The organism is Agromyces sp. LHK192, assembly GCF_004006235.1.
Lineage (GTDB): Bacteria > Actinomycetota > Actinomycetes > Actinomycetales > Microbacteriaceae > Agromyces.
In genome coordinates, this window is record NZ_CP034753.1 from 211,115 (window position 1) to 226,317 (window position 15,203).

Annotated in this window: 15 protein-coding genes; 11 read left to right on the forward strand and 4 right to left on the reverse strand. The window is 71.7% G+C overall.

Annotated elements, in window-relative coordinates:
- The first annotated feature begins 24 nt into the window (after positions 1-24).
- Genes ELQ40_RS01010 through ELQ40_RS01020 form a run of 3 tightly spaced genes read left to right on the forward strand, consistent with a single transcriptional unit; the run spans position 25 to position 2,976 of the window.
- Positions 25-927 carry an ABC transporter permease gene (locus ELQ40_RS01010; RefSeq protein WP_205649400.1) on the forward strand — a complete coding sequence of 301 codons (903 nt, stop codon included), beginning with the start codon at positions 25-27 and terminating at the stop codon, positions 925-927.
- Positions 920-1,798, forward strand: coding sequence for an ABC transporter permease (locus tag ELQ40_RS01015; RefSeq protein ID WP_205649401.1), 879 nt, complete (start codon positions 920-922; stop codon positions 1,796-1,798). Before ELQ40_RS01010 ends, ELQ40_RS01015 begins: the two co-directional genes overlap by 8 nt.
- The gene (locus ELQ40_RS01020; RefSeq protein WP_127791998.1) at positions 1,795-2,976 is read left to right on the forward strand and encodes an ABC transporter ATP-binding protein; all 1,182 of its coding nucleotides are present in this window, start codon (positions 1,795-1,797) and stop codon (positions 2,974-2,976) included. Before ELQ40_RS01015 ends, ELQ40_RS01020 begins: the two co-directional genes overlap by 4 nt.
- Here the strand turns inward: ELQ40_RS01020 and ELQ40_RS01025 are convergent.
- Positions 2,958-3,566 (reverse strand): TetR/AcrR family transcriptional regulator, encoded by a 609-nt coding sequence (locus ELQ40_RS01025; RefSeq protein WP_127791999.1) that lies wholly within the window; start codon positions 3,564-3,566, stop codon positions 2,958-2,960. The two genes, ELQ40_RS01020 and ELQ40_RS01025, sit on opposite strands and share 19 nt — an antisense overlap.
- 142 nt (positions 3,567-3,708) lie before the next feature.
- Here ELQ40_RS01025 and ELQ40_RS01030 point away from each other — a divergent pair, with 142 nt between their 5' ends.
- The 3 genes from ELQ40_RS01030 to ELQ40_RS01040 all read left to right on the forward strand — a co-directional run bounded on the left by ELQ40_RS01030 (position 3,709) and on the right by ELQ40_RS01040 (position 7,995).
- Positions 3,709-5,037 (forward strand): glycosyltransferase, encoded by a 1,329-nt coding sequence (locus ELQ40_RS01030; protein ID WP_127792000.1) that lies wholly within the window; start codon positions 3,709-3,711, stop codon positions 5,035-5,037.
- Entirely contained in the window at positions 5,034-6,458 is a 1,425-nt protein-coding gene (locus ELQ40_RS01035) for an FAD-binding oxidoreductase (RefSeq protein WP_240665884.1), read from the forward strand. Before ELQ40_RS01030 ends, ELQ40_RS01035 begins: the two co-directional genes overlap by 4 nt.
- Positions 6,459-6,519: 61 nt before the next feature.
- Positions 6,520-7,995, forward strand: a complete 1,476-nt coding sequence (locus tag ELQ40_RS01040) for an aminobutyraldehyde dehydrogenase (protein ID WP_127792001.1) — start codon at positions 6,520-6,522, stop codon at positions 7,993-7,995.
- A gap of 42 nt (positions 7,996-8,037) precedes the next feature.
- On the opposite strand, the gene ELQ40_RS01045 is transcribed toward ELQ40_RS01040, so the two are convergent.
- A complete protein-coding gene (locus tag ELQ40_RS01045; protein WP_127792002.1) occupies positions 8,038-8,934 on the reverse strand; it encodes a rhodanese-related sulfurtransferase in 897 nt (298 codons plus the stop codon).
- Positions 8,935-9,065: 131 nt separating this feature from the next.
- Between ELQ40_RS01045 and ELQ40_RS01050 the strand changes: the two genes are divergently transcribed.
- Complete coding sequence (locus tag ELQ40_RS01050) at positions 9,066-9,602, forward strand: YbhB/YbcL family Raf kinase inhibitor-like protein (RefSeq protein WP_127792003.1); 537 nt, start codon at positions 9,066-9,068, stop codon at positions 9,600-9,602.
- A 30-nt stretch (positions 9,603-9,632) separates the two neighbouring features.
- Here ELQ40_RS01050 and ELQ40_RS01055 read toward each other — a convergent pair whose 3' ends face one another.
- Together ELQ40_RS01055 and ELQ40_RS01060 are read right to left on the reverse strand one after the other, a co-directional pair.
- Positions 9,633-10,271, reverse strand: coding sequence for a LysE family translocator (locus ELQ40_RS01055; RefSeq protein ID WP_127792004.1), 639 nt, complete (start codon positions 10,269-10,271; stop codon positions 9,633-9,635).
- Between the two features lie 66 nt (positions 10,272-10,337).
- Positions 10,338-10,727, reverse strand: a complete 390-nt coding sequence (locus tag ELQ40_RS01060) for a glyoxalase/bleomycin resistance/extradiol dioxygenase family protein (RefSeq protein ID WP_205649402.1) — start codon at positions 10,725-10,727, stop codon at positions 10,338-10,340.
- Between the two features lie 79 nt (positions 10,728-10,806).
- Between ELQ40_RS01060 and ELQ40_RS01065 the strand changes: the two genes are divergently transcribed.
- The 4 genes from ELQ40_RS01065 (at position 10,807) to prpB (ending at position 15,170) form a co-directional block, all read left to right on the forward strand.
- Complete coding sequence (locus ELQ40_RS01065; protein ID WP_240665885.1) at positions 10,807-11,868, forward strand: enoyl-CoA hydratase/isomerase family protein; 1,062 nt, start codon at positions 10,807-10,809, stop codon at positions 11,866-11,868.
- 117 nt (positions 11,869-11,985) lie between these two features.
- On the forward strand, positions 11,986-12,636 hold the full coding sequence (locus tag ELQ40_RS01070) for a GntR family transcriptional regulator (protein WP_127792007.1): 651 nt from the start codon (positions 11,986-11,988) through the stop codon (positions 12,634-12,636).
- Positions 12,637-12,662: 26 nt separating this feature from the next.
- Positions 12,663-14,201, forward strand: coding sequence for an MmgE/PrpD family protein (locus tag ELQ40_RS01075; RefSeq protein ID WP_127792008.1), 1,539 nt, complete (start codon positions 12,663-12,665; stop codon positions 14,199-14,201).
- Positions 14,202-14,270: 69 nt separating this feature from the next.
- Positions 14,271-15,170 (forward strand): methylisocitrate lyase, encoded by a 900-nt coding sequence (gene prpB, locus ELQ40_RS01080; RefSeq protein ID WP_127792009.1) that lies wholly within the window; start codon positions 14,271-14,273, stop codon positions 15,168-15,170.
- Positions 15,171-15,203: the final 33 nt, after the last annotated feature.

Genomic DNA, 15,203 nt, shown 5'->3' on the forward strand with positions numbered 1-15,203 from the left:
GGCTCCGGAACGGATCCCCACGTCGTGACCTCCACCGTTTCCGAGGCGGCCCCCGTCGCGCGCACGCAGCGCGCGCGACGGGGGCTCGCTCCCGTGCCGTTCCTGGCGCCGGGGATGCTCTTCCTGATCGTGTTCATGGCGATCCCGGTCGGCCTGCTCGCGTTCTACACGTTCTTCGAGCGCGGCCGCTTCGGCGGCATCGTGTTCGAGTTCACGCTCGACAACTGGATCAAGCTGTTCGAGCCGCTCTACCTCGGCATCATCGCCCAGTCGATCGGACTGGCGCTGGTGGTGACCCTGCTCGCGCTCGCCATCGGCTATCCGATGGCGTACGCGATCGCCGGTCTCTCGCCGAAGTGGCGGACGGTCGCCCTCATTGCGATCGTGCTGCCGTTCTGGACGAACTTCCTCATCCGCACCTACGCCTGGATCCTCCTGCTCAACAACGCCGGCTGGATCAACCAGTGGCTGCAGGGACTCGGGCTCACCAGCGAGCCGATCTCGATGCTCTACACCCCGCAGGCGATCGTCGTCGGGCTGCTCTACATGTACCTGCCGCTCATGGTGTTGCCGTTGTACGCCTCGCTGCAGCAGCTCGACCCGTCGTTGCGCGAGGCGGCGACGAACCTCGGGTCCTCGCCGTGGCGGGCGTTCCGCACCGTCACGCTGCCCCTGTCGCTTCCGGGTGCGCTGACCGGATGCATCTTCGTGTTCGTGCCGGCGATGTCGAACTTCGTGATCCCCGAGCTCATCGGCGGCGGCAAGACGATCATGATCGGCAACCTCGTGCGCGACCAGTTCTTCGAGGCCCGCGACTGGCCGTTCGGCGCGACGCTCGCGCTCGTGCTGACGATCCTGCTCGTGGTCGTGATCCTCGTGCAGTCCGCCGTCTCGCGCCGGCTCAACGAGGGGAGCCGCCGTGGCTGAGACCGCTGCGCCAGTGACGGCGCCGACGGACCCGGTCGGCGGTGCGCCGACGACGACCGCGATCCGCGCTGCGGAGCCCGCGGCGCGCCCGCGAGCGGTGCGCCGCCCGCGCTGGGGGCTCGTGCCCCTCTGGGTCGGGTACGCGTTCCTGTACCTGCCGATCCTCATCGTCGTGGTGATGAGCTTCAACGACTCCGAGAACCTCTTCGTGTGGCGAGGGTTCTCGCTGCGCTGGTACCCCGAGCTCTTCGCCGACGGACAGCTCATGCAGGGGCTCGGCAACACGCTCATCGTGGCGACCGGTGCCACGGCGATCGCGACGGTGCTCGGCACGCTGCTCGCCTACGGCATCCAGAAGTACACCCGCGGCGGGCTCATCCGGGCCTTCGCCATCGCGCCGGCGATCCTGCCCGACCTGCTGCTCGGCATCGGCCTGCTCACCTTCTTCTCGCTGCTGTCGGTGACGCTCGGGCTGCACTCGGTGATCCTGGCGCACGCGGTGTTCGCGACGGCGTTCGTCGCCGCGATCGTGCTCGCCCGCATGGCGAGCCTCGACCCGAGCCTCGAGGAGGCGAGCCGCGACCTCGGTGCCGGACCCTTCCGCACGTTCACGCGCGTGACGCTGCCGCAGCTCGCCCCCGGGATCGTCGCCGGCGCCCTGCTGGCGTTCACCCTCTCGATCGACGAGTTCGTGATCGCCTTCTTCACCACGGCGCCGACGCAGCCGACGCTGCCGATCGTCATCTACTCGATGGTCCGGTTCGGCGTGACCCCCGAGGTCAACGCCCTTGCGACCCTGCTGCTCCTCGTGAGCATCGTGACCGTCATCGCCGCGCAGCGGCTGACCCGACTGACAGGAACCACCCGATGACCGCACCGCTCCTCCGCGTCGACGGCGTGCGCGCCGTGTACGGCGACACCGTCGCCCTCGACGGCGTCTCGCTCGACATCGCGCACAACGAGTTCTTCGCGCTGCTGGGCCCCTCGGGCTGCGGCAAGACGACGCTGCTGCGGTCGATCGCGGGCTTCGAGCACCCGGCCGCCGGCCGCATCGAGGTCGATGGCGAGGACCTGCTGGCCCTCCCGGCGCACCGCCGACCGGTGAACCTCATGTTCCAGAGCTATGCGCTGTTCCCGCACCTGTCGGTCGAGAAGAACGTCGCGTACGGGCTCGAGGCCGAGCGGCTCCCGAAGGCCGAGGTCCGCGAGCGCGTCGCCGAGGTGATGGACGTGGTGGGGCTCGCGCACCTCGCGAAGCGGCGGCCCGGTCAGCTCTCGGGCGGGCAGCGGCAGCGCGTGGCGCTCGCCCGCGCGATCGTGAAGCGGCCCAAGCTCCTCCTGCTCGACGAGCCGCTCTCGGCGCTCGATCGCCAGGTGCGCGCGTCGATGCAGCTCGAGCTCAAGCGCCTCCAGCACGAGGTGGGGCTGACCTTCGTCGTCGTCACGCACGACCAGGAGGAGGCCATGTCGATGGCCGACCGCATCGCGGTGCTCCGAGACGGGAGACTGGAGCAGCTCGCGACCCCGCAGGAGCTGTACGCGAAGCCCGCCACGCGGTTCGTGGCCTCGTTCATCGGCACCGCCAACCTGCTCGACGGCCGGGCGGTGCCCGGCGGCGTCGATGTCGCGGGGATCGGTGTCGTCGCCGCCGCTCACGAGCTCGCCCCCGATGCGCCGGCGACCGCCGTCATCCGGCCGGAGGACGTCCGCGTGACGGATGCCTCGGTCGCGTTCGACCCCGCCCGCCCCGAGGCACGAGCCGGCGCGGGATCCGACCCCGCCCGCCTCGTCGGCACCGTGGCGGAGACGAGCTTCCTCGGCGGAGCCTCGACGATCGCGATCGACGTCCGCGAGCTCGGCGCGCCGGTGCTCGCGACCGCGCCCGGCGCCACGGCCCTCGTCCGCGGCGCCGAGGTCGTGCTCCGGTTCGACGCAGCCGCCGCCGTCGCGCGCGACGAACCGGTCGCGGCGGCCGGCGAGCCGGATGCGTCCGCAGGCGGGCCGGGCGATGCCGAGCCGGCGCCCGGCGCTCAGGCGGTGAGCGTGTGACCGGTCGCCAGCCGCGCGTACGCGAGCAGCAGCTCGCGGGCGGCGACATGGTCGATCGTCGGGTGCTTGGCGACCATGCGGTAGCCGTAGGCGTCCTCGAGGGCGACGAGGTTGCGCGCGATCACCAGCGTCGGCTGGCTCAGCGTGAACAGTCCGCGCGCGGCGCCCTGTTCGAGCACGACCTGGTACATGCCGACCTGACGGTCGAACAGGGTCGTCAGCAGCGACGCCATCAGCGGGTTGCGTCCGGCCGAGCCCCCGAGCTCGCACAGCAGTCGCACCTCGGTGTCGTCGGAGTCGCGCGGGAGGCCGGAGTCCACGAGTGCGACGAGTCGGGCGACGGGGTCGTCGTCGAGCGACTCGAGCATGCGGACGCGCTCCTCGTAGAAGCGCTCCATGCCGGCCCGGTTGGCCTCGAACATGAGCTCGTCGATGTCGGGGTAGTAGTACAGCACCGCACCGGACGTGAGGCCGGCTTCCTCGGCGACGCGGTTGAGCCTGGCGCCGTCGGGGCCGTGCGCGGCGATCGCACGCTGGGCGGCCGCCACCAACTGGCTGCGTCGCTCCTCCTGGCGCTTGGGCCTGGCCATCGCGTCCTCCCTGTCGTCCTCTCGGACGGATTGTCTGCACTGCGCAGCAATCTTAGGCCGATTTCTCCCGAAAACATCTAGCGCATCCCGCAAACAATTCTCTATATTCACCTTCAAGAAACTCGCTCGAACGGAGCCCCTCATGGCCGAAGCAACCCGCACCTTCCTGTTCATGCCCGAGAGCGCCTATGGGCCCACGAACAACTGCATCGGCATCGGCCACGAACTGCGCAAGCGCGGGCACCGCGTCGTGTTCGCCGCCGAACGTTCGTGGGAGGGCAAGCTCGCGGCACTCGGATTCGAGGAGGACCTCGTCGACCTCGCGCCGCCCGCCGAGGCATCCGACGACGCCGCCGCCGGCGGGGAGGACGCCGAGCAGGACGCCGGCGCGTTCTGGAAGGACTACATCCAGGCCATCTCGCCGGAGTTCCGCAAGTCGACGGCCGAGCAGCTCGAGACCGTGGTGCTGCCGATCTGGGAGGAACTCGTCGCCGGGGCGAAGTACTGCGAGCCGCAGTTGCGGGCCATCATCGAGCGCACGAAACCCGACGTGATCATCGAGGACAACGTCCTCGCGTTCCCGGCGCTCGTCACGGCCGGCGTGCCGTTCGTGCGCATCGTCTCGTGCAACCCGCTCGAGGTGCCCGGCGACGACATCGCGCCCGTCTTCTCCGGCCTCGCCGCCGACGACCGCGAGGGCTGGGCCGCATTCCGCGCCGAGTACGACCGAACCCACCGGCCCCTCTGGGAGGCCTTCGACGCCTGGGTGCAGGAGCAGGGCGCGCCCGCCCTGCCCGAACTCGAGTTCATCCACCACGGCGACGCGAACCTCTACCTGTACCCGGAGGTGCTCGACTACCACGCCGAGCGCCCGCTGCCCGAGGGCTGGCACCGCCTCGACTCCTCCGTCCGGGAGACCGAACAGGCCCCCGCCGACCTGCCCGAGTCGTTCACCGACGGCACGCGTCCGCTCGTCTACTTCAGCCTCGGGTCGCTCGGTTCGGCCGACGTGGCGCTCATGCGCCGCGTGATCGATGCGCTCGCCGCGCTGCCCGTCAACGTGATCGTTTCGAAGGGGCCGCTGCACGACGAGTTCGAGCTCGCCGAGAACATGTGGGGCGCGGAGTTCCTGCCGCAGACGAAGCTGATCCCGCTCGCCGACCTCGTCATCACGCACGGCGGCAACAACACCACGACCGAGGCCCTGCACTTCGGCAAACCGATGATCCTGCTGCCGCTCTTCTGGGACCAGTACGACAACGCGCAGCGCGTGCACGAGACGGGCTACGGCCTGCGCCTGCCCACGTACGAGTTCACGGCAGAGGAACTGCGCGGGGCCGTGACGAGCCTGCTCGCCGACGAGGCGCTCCGCGCCCGGACCGATGCCGCGGGCGTCGAGATCCGTTCGCGCAACGGCGTCGCCGCCGCCGCCGACGTCATCGAACGCGTCGGCGTCGCGGAGCACGTGTGAGCGCCACCATGACGGATGCCGCCACCGCGGCGCTCGCCGACGCCGCACCCGTCCCGTACTGGACGGATCAGGCCGACGCACCGCAGCCGCGCACGCGGCTCGAGGGCCGGCACACCGCCGACCTCGTCGTGGTCGGCGCGGGCTTCACCGGCCTGTGGGCCGCCTGGCGAGCCCTCGAGCGCGAGCCCGGGGCATCCGTCGTCGTGCTCGACGCGGAGCGGGTCGCGTACGGCGCGACGGGTCGCAACGGCGGATTCGTCGCCGCATCGCTCACGCACGGGCTCACGCACGGCACGCACGTCTGGCCGAAGCAGGTCGGGGCGCTCCAGGAGGAGGGCGACCGCAACCTCGCCGAGCTGGTCGGCACGATCCGCGACGCCGGCATCGACTGCGACCTCCGGCTGACGGGCAAGACGACGCTCGCCCTCGAGCCGTGGCAGGTCGACGGACTGCGCGCGGCGCGCGAACTCGGGGCGCGGCACGGCGTCGACCTCGAGTTCCAGTCGCAGGACGAGGTACAGGCCGACGTGCACTCGCCGACCTACCTCGCCGGGCTGCGCGACCGAACCGGGACGGTGCTCGTCGACCCCGCGCGGCTGGCGTGGGGCATGGCCGCCGACCTCGAGCGACGCGGGGTGCGCCTCTTCGAGCACTCGGCCGCGACCGGCTTCTCACGCGACCGCGCGGGCTCCGGCGCCGGGGTCACGGTGCGCACGGAACGCGGATCGATCGACGCGAAGCACGCGATCGTCGCGACGGCCGCCTACCCGGGACCCCTCAAGCGGCTCTCGAACTACCTGATGCCGCTGTACGACCACGTGCTCATGACCGAGCCGCTGAGCGACGCGCAGCAGGCGTCGATCGGGTGGATCGAGGGCCAGGGGCTCACCGACGCCGGCAACCAGTTCCACTACTACCGCCCGACCGCCGACGGCCGGATCCTCTTCGGCGGATGGGACGCGGTCTACCATCGCGGCGGCAGGGTGCGGTCGGAGTACGAGCAGCAGGGCGGTTCGCACGCCCTGCTCGCCCGGCACTTCCTCGAGACGTTCCCGCAGCTCGAGGGCATCCGGTTCACCCACCGCTGGGCCGGGCCGATCGACTCGACGACCCGCTTCACGGCCGCGTACGGCACCGCGATCGGCGGCACCGTCGCCTACGCCGTCGGCCACACCGGCCTCGGCGTCGGCGCCTCGCGGTTCTCGGCCGACGTCGCCCTCGACCTGCTCGCCGGCCGCCCGACCTCGCGACTGCGGTACGACATCGTGCGCCGCAGGCCGATGCCGATCCCGCCGGAGCCGTTCCGCAACCCCATCATCCAGTTCACCCGGCGCAGCATCCTCGCCGCCGACGCGAACCAGGGCCGCCGCAATCTCTGGCTCCGGACCCTCGACCGCTTCGGTTTGGGCTTCAACTCGTAGCCCGGGCATCCGTACCCGGCACCGCAGGCGGGCCACCGCCGCATCCGAAAGGCAGCACCACATGACCACTACCGGCACGTCGACCACCACCGGCACGTTCATCGGCGGATACCGCGACGGCAGCGGCGAGACCGCGGCGATCGAGAACCCGGCGACCGAGCAGGTCGTCGCCGAGCTCCGCACCTCGGGCGTCGCCGACGTCGGCGAGGCCGCCGCCGCGGCCCGAGCGGCACAGCCCGACTGGGCTGCGAAGACGCCGGGAGAGCGGTCGCTCGCGCTGCTGCGGCTCGCCGACGCGATCGAGGCCGACGCCGAGCACCTCGCGAGGCTCGAGGTCGAGGACTCCGGAAAGCCGTGGACCACCGCGTTCGACGGCGAACTGCCCTTCGGCGTGGACAACCTGCGGTTCTTCGCGGGCGCCGCCCGCTCGCTCGACGGCACCGGCGCGGGGTCGTTCTCGAACGGCTACACGTCGATCCTCACGCGTCGCCCGGTCGGCGTCGTCGCCGGCATCACACCGTGGAACTTCCCGCTCATCATGGCGATCTGGAAGGCCGGGCCCGCGCTCGCCGCGGGCAACGCGGTGATCCTGAAGCCCGCGCCGGCCACGCCGCGGACCACCCTCCGCCTGGCCGAGCTGGCCGTGCAGGCCGGGCTCCCCGAGGGCCTGCTCAACGTCGTCACGGGCGACGCCGAGGTCGGGCAGGCGCTCGTCACCCACCGCGAGGTCGACATGGTGAGCGTGACCGGGTCGACCCAGACCGGCAAGGCCGTGATGCGCGGGGCGGTCGAGGGCGTCAAGCGCGTGCACCTCGAACTCGGCGGCAAGGCCCCGGTCGTCGTCTTCGCCGACGCCGATCTCGCGTCGATGGCCCACGCGGTCACCATGGGCGCCACGTACAACTCGGGACAGGACTGCACGGCCGCGACCCGGGTGTACCTCGAACGGTCGATCTACGACGACGGCGTCGCCGCGCTGCGCGACGCGATCTCGCAGGTCGTCGCGGGCGACCCCATGGACGCCGAGAGCCACATCGGCCCGCTCGTCTCGAAGGCGCACCGCTCGCGCGTCGAGGGCTTCGTGTCGCGCGCGGTGGCGGAGGGTGCCGAGGCGCTCGTCGGCGGTCACGCGATCGACCGCGTCGGCTCGTACTTCGCACCCACCCTGCTGGTCGGCGCCGCGCAGTCGTCGGAGATCGTGCAGGGCGAGGTCTTCGGCCCGGTGCTCGTCGTGCTGCCGTTCGACGGCGAGGCCGAGGGCATCGCGCTCGCCAACGACAGCGCATACGGGCTCGCGTCGTCGGTCTGGACGAGCGATGTCTCGCGCGCGCTGCGCGTCAGCCAGTCGCTCGACGTCGGTGTCACCTGGGTCAACGACCACCTGCCGATCGCGTCCGAGGCGCCGCACGGCGGCGTCAAGGGCTCGGGCTTCGGCAAGGACATGTCGATCGAGCCGCTGCTCGACTACTCGGTCACGCGCCACCTGATGATCCGGCACGCCGCACCGCCGGAGACGACGGGGTTCCGACCGGCCTGAGCCGCCGGCCCGGTCGGCGTGCCGAGCGGCGCGCCGGCCCGGTCAGCCGGCCGCCGCGTGCTCCCCGCAGGGCACCGCGTCGCACGACTCGCACGCCACGAACTGGCGGCGGCACGAGGCATCCGGGCAGTTCGCGGTGCGCTTCGTCGGCGCGCCGCAGCCGGCGCAGCGGCCGATCACGGCCGTGTGGTCGCTGAAGTCGACCGAGCCGCGCCCGTCGAACACGTAGAGCGAGCCGTCCCACAGGCCGTCGTCGCCGTAGCGTTCGCCGTACCGCACGATGCCGCCTTCGAGCTGGTAGACCTCGCCGAACCCGCGCGAGGCCATGAGGCTCGACAGCACCTCGCAGCGGATGCCGCCGGTGCAGTAGGTCACGACCGGGCGCCCCTTGAGGTGGTCGTAGGCCCCGGAGTCGAGCAGGTCGACGAAGTCGCGGGTGGTCTCGGTCGGTGGAACGATCGCGTCGCGGAACCGGCCGATGGCGGCTTCGAGCGCGTTGCGGCCGTCGAAGAACACGACCTCGTCGCCGCGCTCGTCGACGAGGTCGTGCAGGGCGTCGGGCGTGAGGCGTGCGCCGCCGCCGACGACGCCGTCCGCGTCGACGGCGAGTTCGCCGGGGGCCCCGAAGCTCACGATCTCGTCGCGCACCTTGACGCTCAGCTTGGGGAAGTCGAGGCTGCGCCCGTCGGCGTCGAGCCCGGTGCCCTCGCTCCACTTGAAGTCCGCGGCCTGCAACGCGGCGTGGTCGCGGGTCTTCCGGATGTACCGCTTGAGCGCCGACATCTCTCCGCCGAGGGTGCCGTTGACGCCGTCCTTCGAGATGAGGATGCGTCCGCGCAGGCCGAGGGACTCGCAGAGGTCGCGCTGCCAGAGCCGGATCGCGTCGGGATCGGCGAGCGGCGCGAACGCGTAGAAGAGCAGGATCTTGGCGAGCGGCACCGGGCGAGTTTACGCGGCCGCGCTGGGAGCCGGGACGGTCGGGATGCCCCGACTCGCGCGCGGGTCGCCCCCAGTCCGGGGGCCGCGTCGTAGTCTGACCGCGAGACCCGCGCACACCGAGGAGGAGCGCCATGCTCGACGTCGACCCGTACGGAGCCCTGCAGCGAGCGCGACCGGTCGACTCGTTCCCGGTCACGAGCACGGATGTCGCGGAGGGCGCCCCGCTCGCGCGGGCGCAGTGGAGCGTGCCGGCCGGCGGCGCAGACCGGTCTCCGCAGCTGAGCTGGTCGGGGTTCCCCGAGCGCACGCGCGGCTTCGCGATCACCTGCTTCGACCCGGATGCCCCGAGCGGCTCCGGCTGGTGGCACTGGGCGGTCGCGAACCTGCCGCTGTCGGTCACGAGCCTCGAGGCCGGCGCCGGCTCGCCGACCGGACCGCCGCTGCCGGAGGACGCGATCGTACTGCGCAACGAGGACGGCGAGCGCGGCTTCACCGGTGCCGCGCCGCCGAGGGGCACGGGGCCGCACCGCTATCAGTTCGTCGTGCACGCGCTCGACGTGCCGAGCCTCGACCTCGATCCGGATGCCACTCCGGCCAACCTCGGCGCCCGGTGCTACTTCCACGCGCTCGCGCGCGGCATCCTCACCGCCACGGCGTCTCGCGACTGACGCGCTTCGTGCGTCGAGCGGGAGCGCGAGTCAGTGCTTGTTGCCCGTGAGGGCGAGCACGCCGCCGAGCCCGATCATCATGACCCCGCCGGTGGCCGCGAGGCGGGCGGCGCGCTTCGGCGATCGCCCGAACCAGTCGCGGGCCGAGCTGGCCGCGAGCGCCCACACGGAGTCGAACACGAGCGCCAGCACGATGAAGACGATGCCGAGTTCGAGGAGCTGCAGGGGGATCGACCCGGCGTGGAAGTCGACGAACTGCGGCAGCACGGCCACGAAGAACGCGATCGTCTTCGGGTTCGAGATGCCGACGACGAACCCCTCGGCGAGCTGGCGCAGGTGCGATCGCGGTGCCGCGCCACCCTCGACGGCGGCCGCGGCGTCGGCCCGGTGACGGATCGCCTGGATGCCGAGGTAGACCAGGTATGCCGCGCCGGCGAACTTGATGACGGTGAAGAGCACGACCGACTCGGCGACGATCGCGCCCACGCCGAGCGCCACTGCGGCGACGAGCGGGATCATCCCGGCCGCGTTGCCCACGACGCTGAGCAGTCCACCGAGGCGCCCGAGCGCGAGCGATCGTCCGATCACGAACAGCACGCTCGGACCGGGGACGGCGATCAGCACCACCGACGCGATCACGAATGCCCAGAGGTTCTCGAGGGGGACCATCCGTGCATGCTAGCCCCCACGCGCATCGTCGGGGTCGGGCCGGGGTCACGTCGGGTCGGGGTCAGGTCACGTCGGGTCGGCTGCGGCGCCCGACCCTGCGGCCGGCGCGCCCAGCCGGATCCGCGTGCCGAACGGGTCGGTCACCAGCGACGTGCGCTCGCCCCACGGCTGGTCGACCGGGTCCTCGAGTACCTCGGCACCGTGAGCGGCCAGCTCGCCGGTCACCCGGTCGACGTCGTCGACGTAGAACCAGAGCAGGACGTTGCCGGGCGGGAGCGGGGACTCGGCGAGCCCGATCCCGAGGGACGACCGGCCGACGGCGAGCGCCACGTACACCGGATCACCGCCCTCGGGCGGGAACGCGTAGGTCACGTCGCCCCCGAACGCATCGCGGTAGAAGGCGAGGGCCCGTTCCATGTCGGGCACCTCGAGGATCGGGAATGCGGACTCGATCACGTCGGCCTCCATCGGTACGGCGACTCCATCGGCACTCCGACGGTACGCCGCCCCGAGCGAGGTCGCTAGCGTGGGACGGGTGATCGAGCACCTCTCCGCAACCGTGGCCGACGGCGTCGGCCACGTCACGCTGAACCGTCCGAACGCGCTGAACGCGCTGAGCTACGACATGGTCGTCGCGCTGACCGAGGTCTTCGAGGCCTGGCGTCACGACTCCGAGGTCGGCCTCGTCGTGCTCGATGGCGCGGGGGAGCGGGGGTTCTGCGCCGGCGGCGACATCCGGGAACTCCGCTCCTTCATCGCGGAAGGCCGCATCGGCGACGCGCAGACGTTCTTCCGCACGGAGTACCGGCTCGACCGGGCGATCGCGCGCTACCCGAAGCCGGTGGTCGCGATCCTGGACGGCATCACGATGGGCGGCGGCATCGGCCTGGCCGGGCACGCGTCGATCCGCATCGTCACCGAGCGGTCGAGGCTCGCGATGCCCGAGACCCGCATCGGGTTCACGCCCGACGTCGGCGGCACGTGGTTGCTCGCGAACGCCCCCGGCGAACTCGGCGTGCACCTCGCGCTCAACTCGCGCACGATGGACGCCGCCGACGCGATCCACGCAGGATTCGCCGACTACTTCGTGCCGTCCGAGCGCCTCCCGCACCTGCTGCAGGCACTCGGGGAGCGTGCCGACCCGGGGACGCCGTCGGAGATCGCGCTGCTGTTCGACGAGACGCCGGATGCCTCCGCGCTCGCGCGCGACCGCTCGTGGGTCGACGACTGCTATTCCGCGCCGACCGTCGCCGAGATCCTCGCTCGGCTGCGCGCGCTCGCCGACGACGGGCACGAGGCCGCGGCCGCGGCTGCATCCGAGCTCGACGGGCTGTCGCCGACGGCGCTGACGGTCACGCTCGCGGCGGTGCGCCGCGCGCGGACGCTCGCGAGCCTCGAAGACGCCCTCGAGCAGGAGTTCCGAACGGTGTCGTGGTTCCTCGAGCAGCCCGACCTGTTGGAGGGCATCCGCGCGCAGGTCATCGACAAGGATCGCGATCCCACGTGGCGGCCGGCGAGCCTCGCCGACCTGCCGGCCGACCTGGGCGACCGGGTGCTCGATACGGTCGTGGAGCCGGGCGTGTTCGACCGGGGATGAACCGGGCGCGCGGCCAGATCGCCTTGTGTATGCATGCGACGCGGAATCGCCCCCGAATTGCGGCGTGTGCCGTATCTGTGTATACATAAATCACACGAGTTGCGAGGGGTGGGGCTGATGCGAGCGAGTGAACGCGCCTACGCCGTGCTCCGCGAGGAGATCCTCGACGGCTCCCTCGCGCCGGGCAGCGTGCTCGCCGAGGTCGAGCAGGCCGCCCGCCTCGGCGTCTCGCGCACCCCGGTTCGCGAAGCGCTCGCCCGGCTCGTCGCCGACGGACTCGTCGCCGCGCAGTCGGCCCGCATGCTCGTCGTCGCCGAACTCTCCAGCGACTCCATCGCCGAACTGTACGAACTCCGCGAGGCGCTCGAGGAACAGGCGGCGCGGCTCGCCGCCGGCCGACGCGAACCCCGGCGATTCGCCGACCTCGCCGAGCGGTTCCGCGCGGCAGGCGAACTCGTCGACGGCGGCGAGCGCGGCCTCGCCGAGTACTACGCCGTCATCGCCGACTTCGACCGCGCCGTCGACGAGGCCGTCGGCAACGACCACCTCGGCTCCGCGCTGCGGAGCGTGCGCCTGCACTCGTCGCGCGTGCGCCGTCTCGCCCGCCACGATCCCGACCGGCTCCGCGCCGCGGCATCCGAGCACCTGCTCATCGCCGAGGCGATCGTCGCCGGCGATCAGGCCCTGGCGGCCCACGCCACCCACGTCCACCTCCACATGAGCCTGCGCCACGCCCTCGCCTCGATCGAGGCCCGGCGCGTAGCCTGAACCAGCCGCACCACGAAAGGGAACCGATGCTGACCCACCACCTGCGCACGCACCGCAGCGACGAGAACCTCGCTCGAGAGGGCCAGCTCGCCTGGCAGCTCGCCCGGGTCGCGACCGATCCCGTCGAGCTCGACGACGAGGTCGTCGAGATGGTCGTCAACCGCGTCATCGACAACGCCGCGGTCGCCGCGGCCTCGATCGCCCGCAAGCCCGTCGTCGCGGCGCGCAGCCAGGCGCTCTCGCACCCGGTCTCGATCGGCGGCGACGGCGCGACCGTGTTCGGCGTCGATCCCGCACGCCGCACGTCGCCCGAGTGGGCCGCGTGGGCGAACGGCGTCGCAGTACGCGAGCTCGACTACCACGACACGTTCCTCGCCGCCGAGTACTCGCACCCCGGCGACAACATCCCCCCGATCGTCGCGGTCGCCCAGCACGCCGGCGCCGGGCGCGGACTCACGGGCCTCGACGTCGTCCGCGGCATCGCCACCGGCTACGAGATCCAGGTCGACCTCGTGAAGGCGATCTCGCTGCACAAGCACAAGATCGACCACGTCGCGCACCTCGGCCCGTCGGCGGCCGCGGGCATCGGCACGCTGCTCGGCCTCGACCAGGAGACGATCTTCCAGGCCATCGGGCAGGCACTGCACACCACGACCGCCACCCGCCAGTCCCGCAAGGGCGAGATCTCGACGTGGAAGGCGCACGCCCCCGCCTTCGCCGGGAAGATGGCGATCGAAGCGGTCGACCGCGCGATGCGCGGCCAGACCAGCCCCGTGCCGATCTACGAGGGCGAGGACGGCGTCATCGCCTGGCTCCTCGACGGCCCCGAGGGCGCCTACGAGGTGCCGCTGCCCGAGCCGGGCGAGGCCAAGCGCGCCATCCTCGACTCGTACACGAAGGAGCACTCGGCCGAGTACCAGGCGCAGGCGTGGATCGACCTCGCCCGCAAGCTCCACGCCCAGTACCCGCTGATCCTCGACGACCCCGACCGCATCGAGTCCATCGTGCTCGAGACGTCGCACCACACGCACTACGTGATCGGCTCGGGTGCCAACGACCCGCAGAAGTACGACCCGGATGCCTCGCGCGAGACGCTCGACCACTCGATCCCGTACATCTTCACCGTCGCGCTGCAGGACGGCGCGTGGGACCACGAGACCTCGTACTCGCCCGAGCGGGCGCACCGCCCCGAGACGGTCGCACTCTGGCGCAAGGTCACCACGGTCGAGGACGCCGAGTGGACCCGCCGGTACCACTCGCTCGACATCGCCGAGAAGGCGTTCGGCGGCCGAGTCGTCATCAAGCTGTCCGACGGCGCCGAGATCGTCGACGAGATCGCCGTCGCCGACGCGCACCCGCTCGGCGCCCGGCCCTTCGGTCGCGAGCAGTACGTCGCCAAGTTCCGCACGCTCGCCGAATGGGGCGTCGAGCCCGATGAGATCGAGCGCTTCCTCGACGTCGCCCAGCGCCTGCCCGAGCTCGGACCCGACGAGCTCGGCGGCCTCTCGTTCACCGCGGCCCCCGGGGCGCTCGTCGGCGTCGACGTGCCGACGGGCCTGTTCTGAGGCCGCGGCCGACAGCACCGGCGGTCGAGTAGCGAAGCGTATCGAGACCAACGAACGAAGGATCACTGGATGCTCTACTCCCAGACCACCCCGGCCGAGAAGCGCCGGCTGTTCCGCGAGCGCCTCGCGACCGGAGAGCTGCTCCGGTTCCCCGGCGCGTTCAACCCCCTGTCGGCGAGGCTCATCGAGCAGAAGGGCTTCGAGGGCGTCTACATCTCGGGCGCCGTCCTCTCGGCCGACCTGGGCCTGCCCGACATCGGGCTGACGACCCTCACCGAGGTCGCCGGCCGCGCCAAGCAGATCGCCCGCATGACCGAGTTGCCCGCGATCGTCGACGCCGACACCGGCTTCGGCGAGCCGATGAACGTCGCCCGCACCGTGCAGGAGATGGAGGACGCGGGCCTCGCGGGCCTGCACATCGAGGACCAGGTCAACCCGAAGCGGTGCGGTCACCTCGACGGCAAGCAGGTCGTCGACGAGCAGACGGCGCTGCAGCGCATCCGCGCCGCGGTCGACGCGCGTCGCGACGAGAACTTCCTCGTGATGGCCCGCACCGACATCGCCGCGGTCGACGGCCTCCAGGCCGCGGTCGATCGGGCGAAGGCCCTGGTCGACGCGGGCGCCGACGCGATCTTCCCCGAGGCGATGCGCTCGCTCGCGGAGTTCGAGGCCGTGCGCAACGCGGTCGACGTGCCGCTGCTCGCGAACATGACGGAGTTCGGCAAGAGCGACCTGTTCACCGTCGACCAGCTCCGCGACGTCGGCATGAACCTCGTGATCTGGCCGGTGTCGCTGCTCCGCCTCGCCATGGGCGCGGCCGTCCGGGGACTCGACGAGCTCGAGGCATCCGGTTCGCTGAACGCGAAGCTCGGCGAGATGCAGCACCGGGCCGATCTCTACGAGCTCATCGACTACGAGGGGTACAACCGGTTCGATGCGGGCATCTTCAACTTCACCGTGGCGCGCTGAGCGCACTGCTCCGGGCGGCGCACGCCCGAGCGG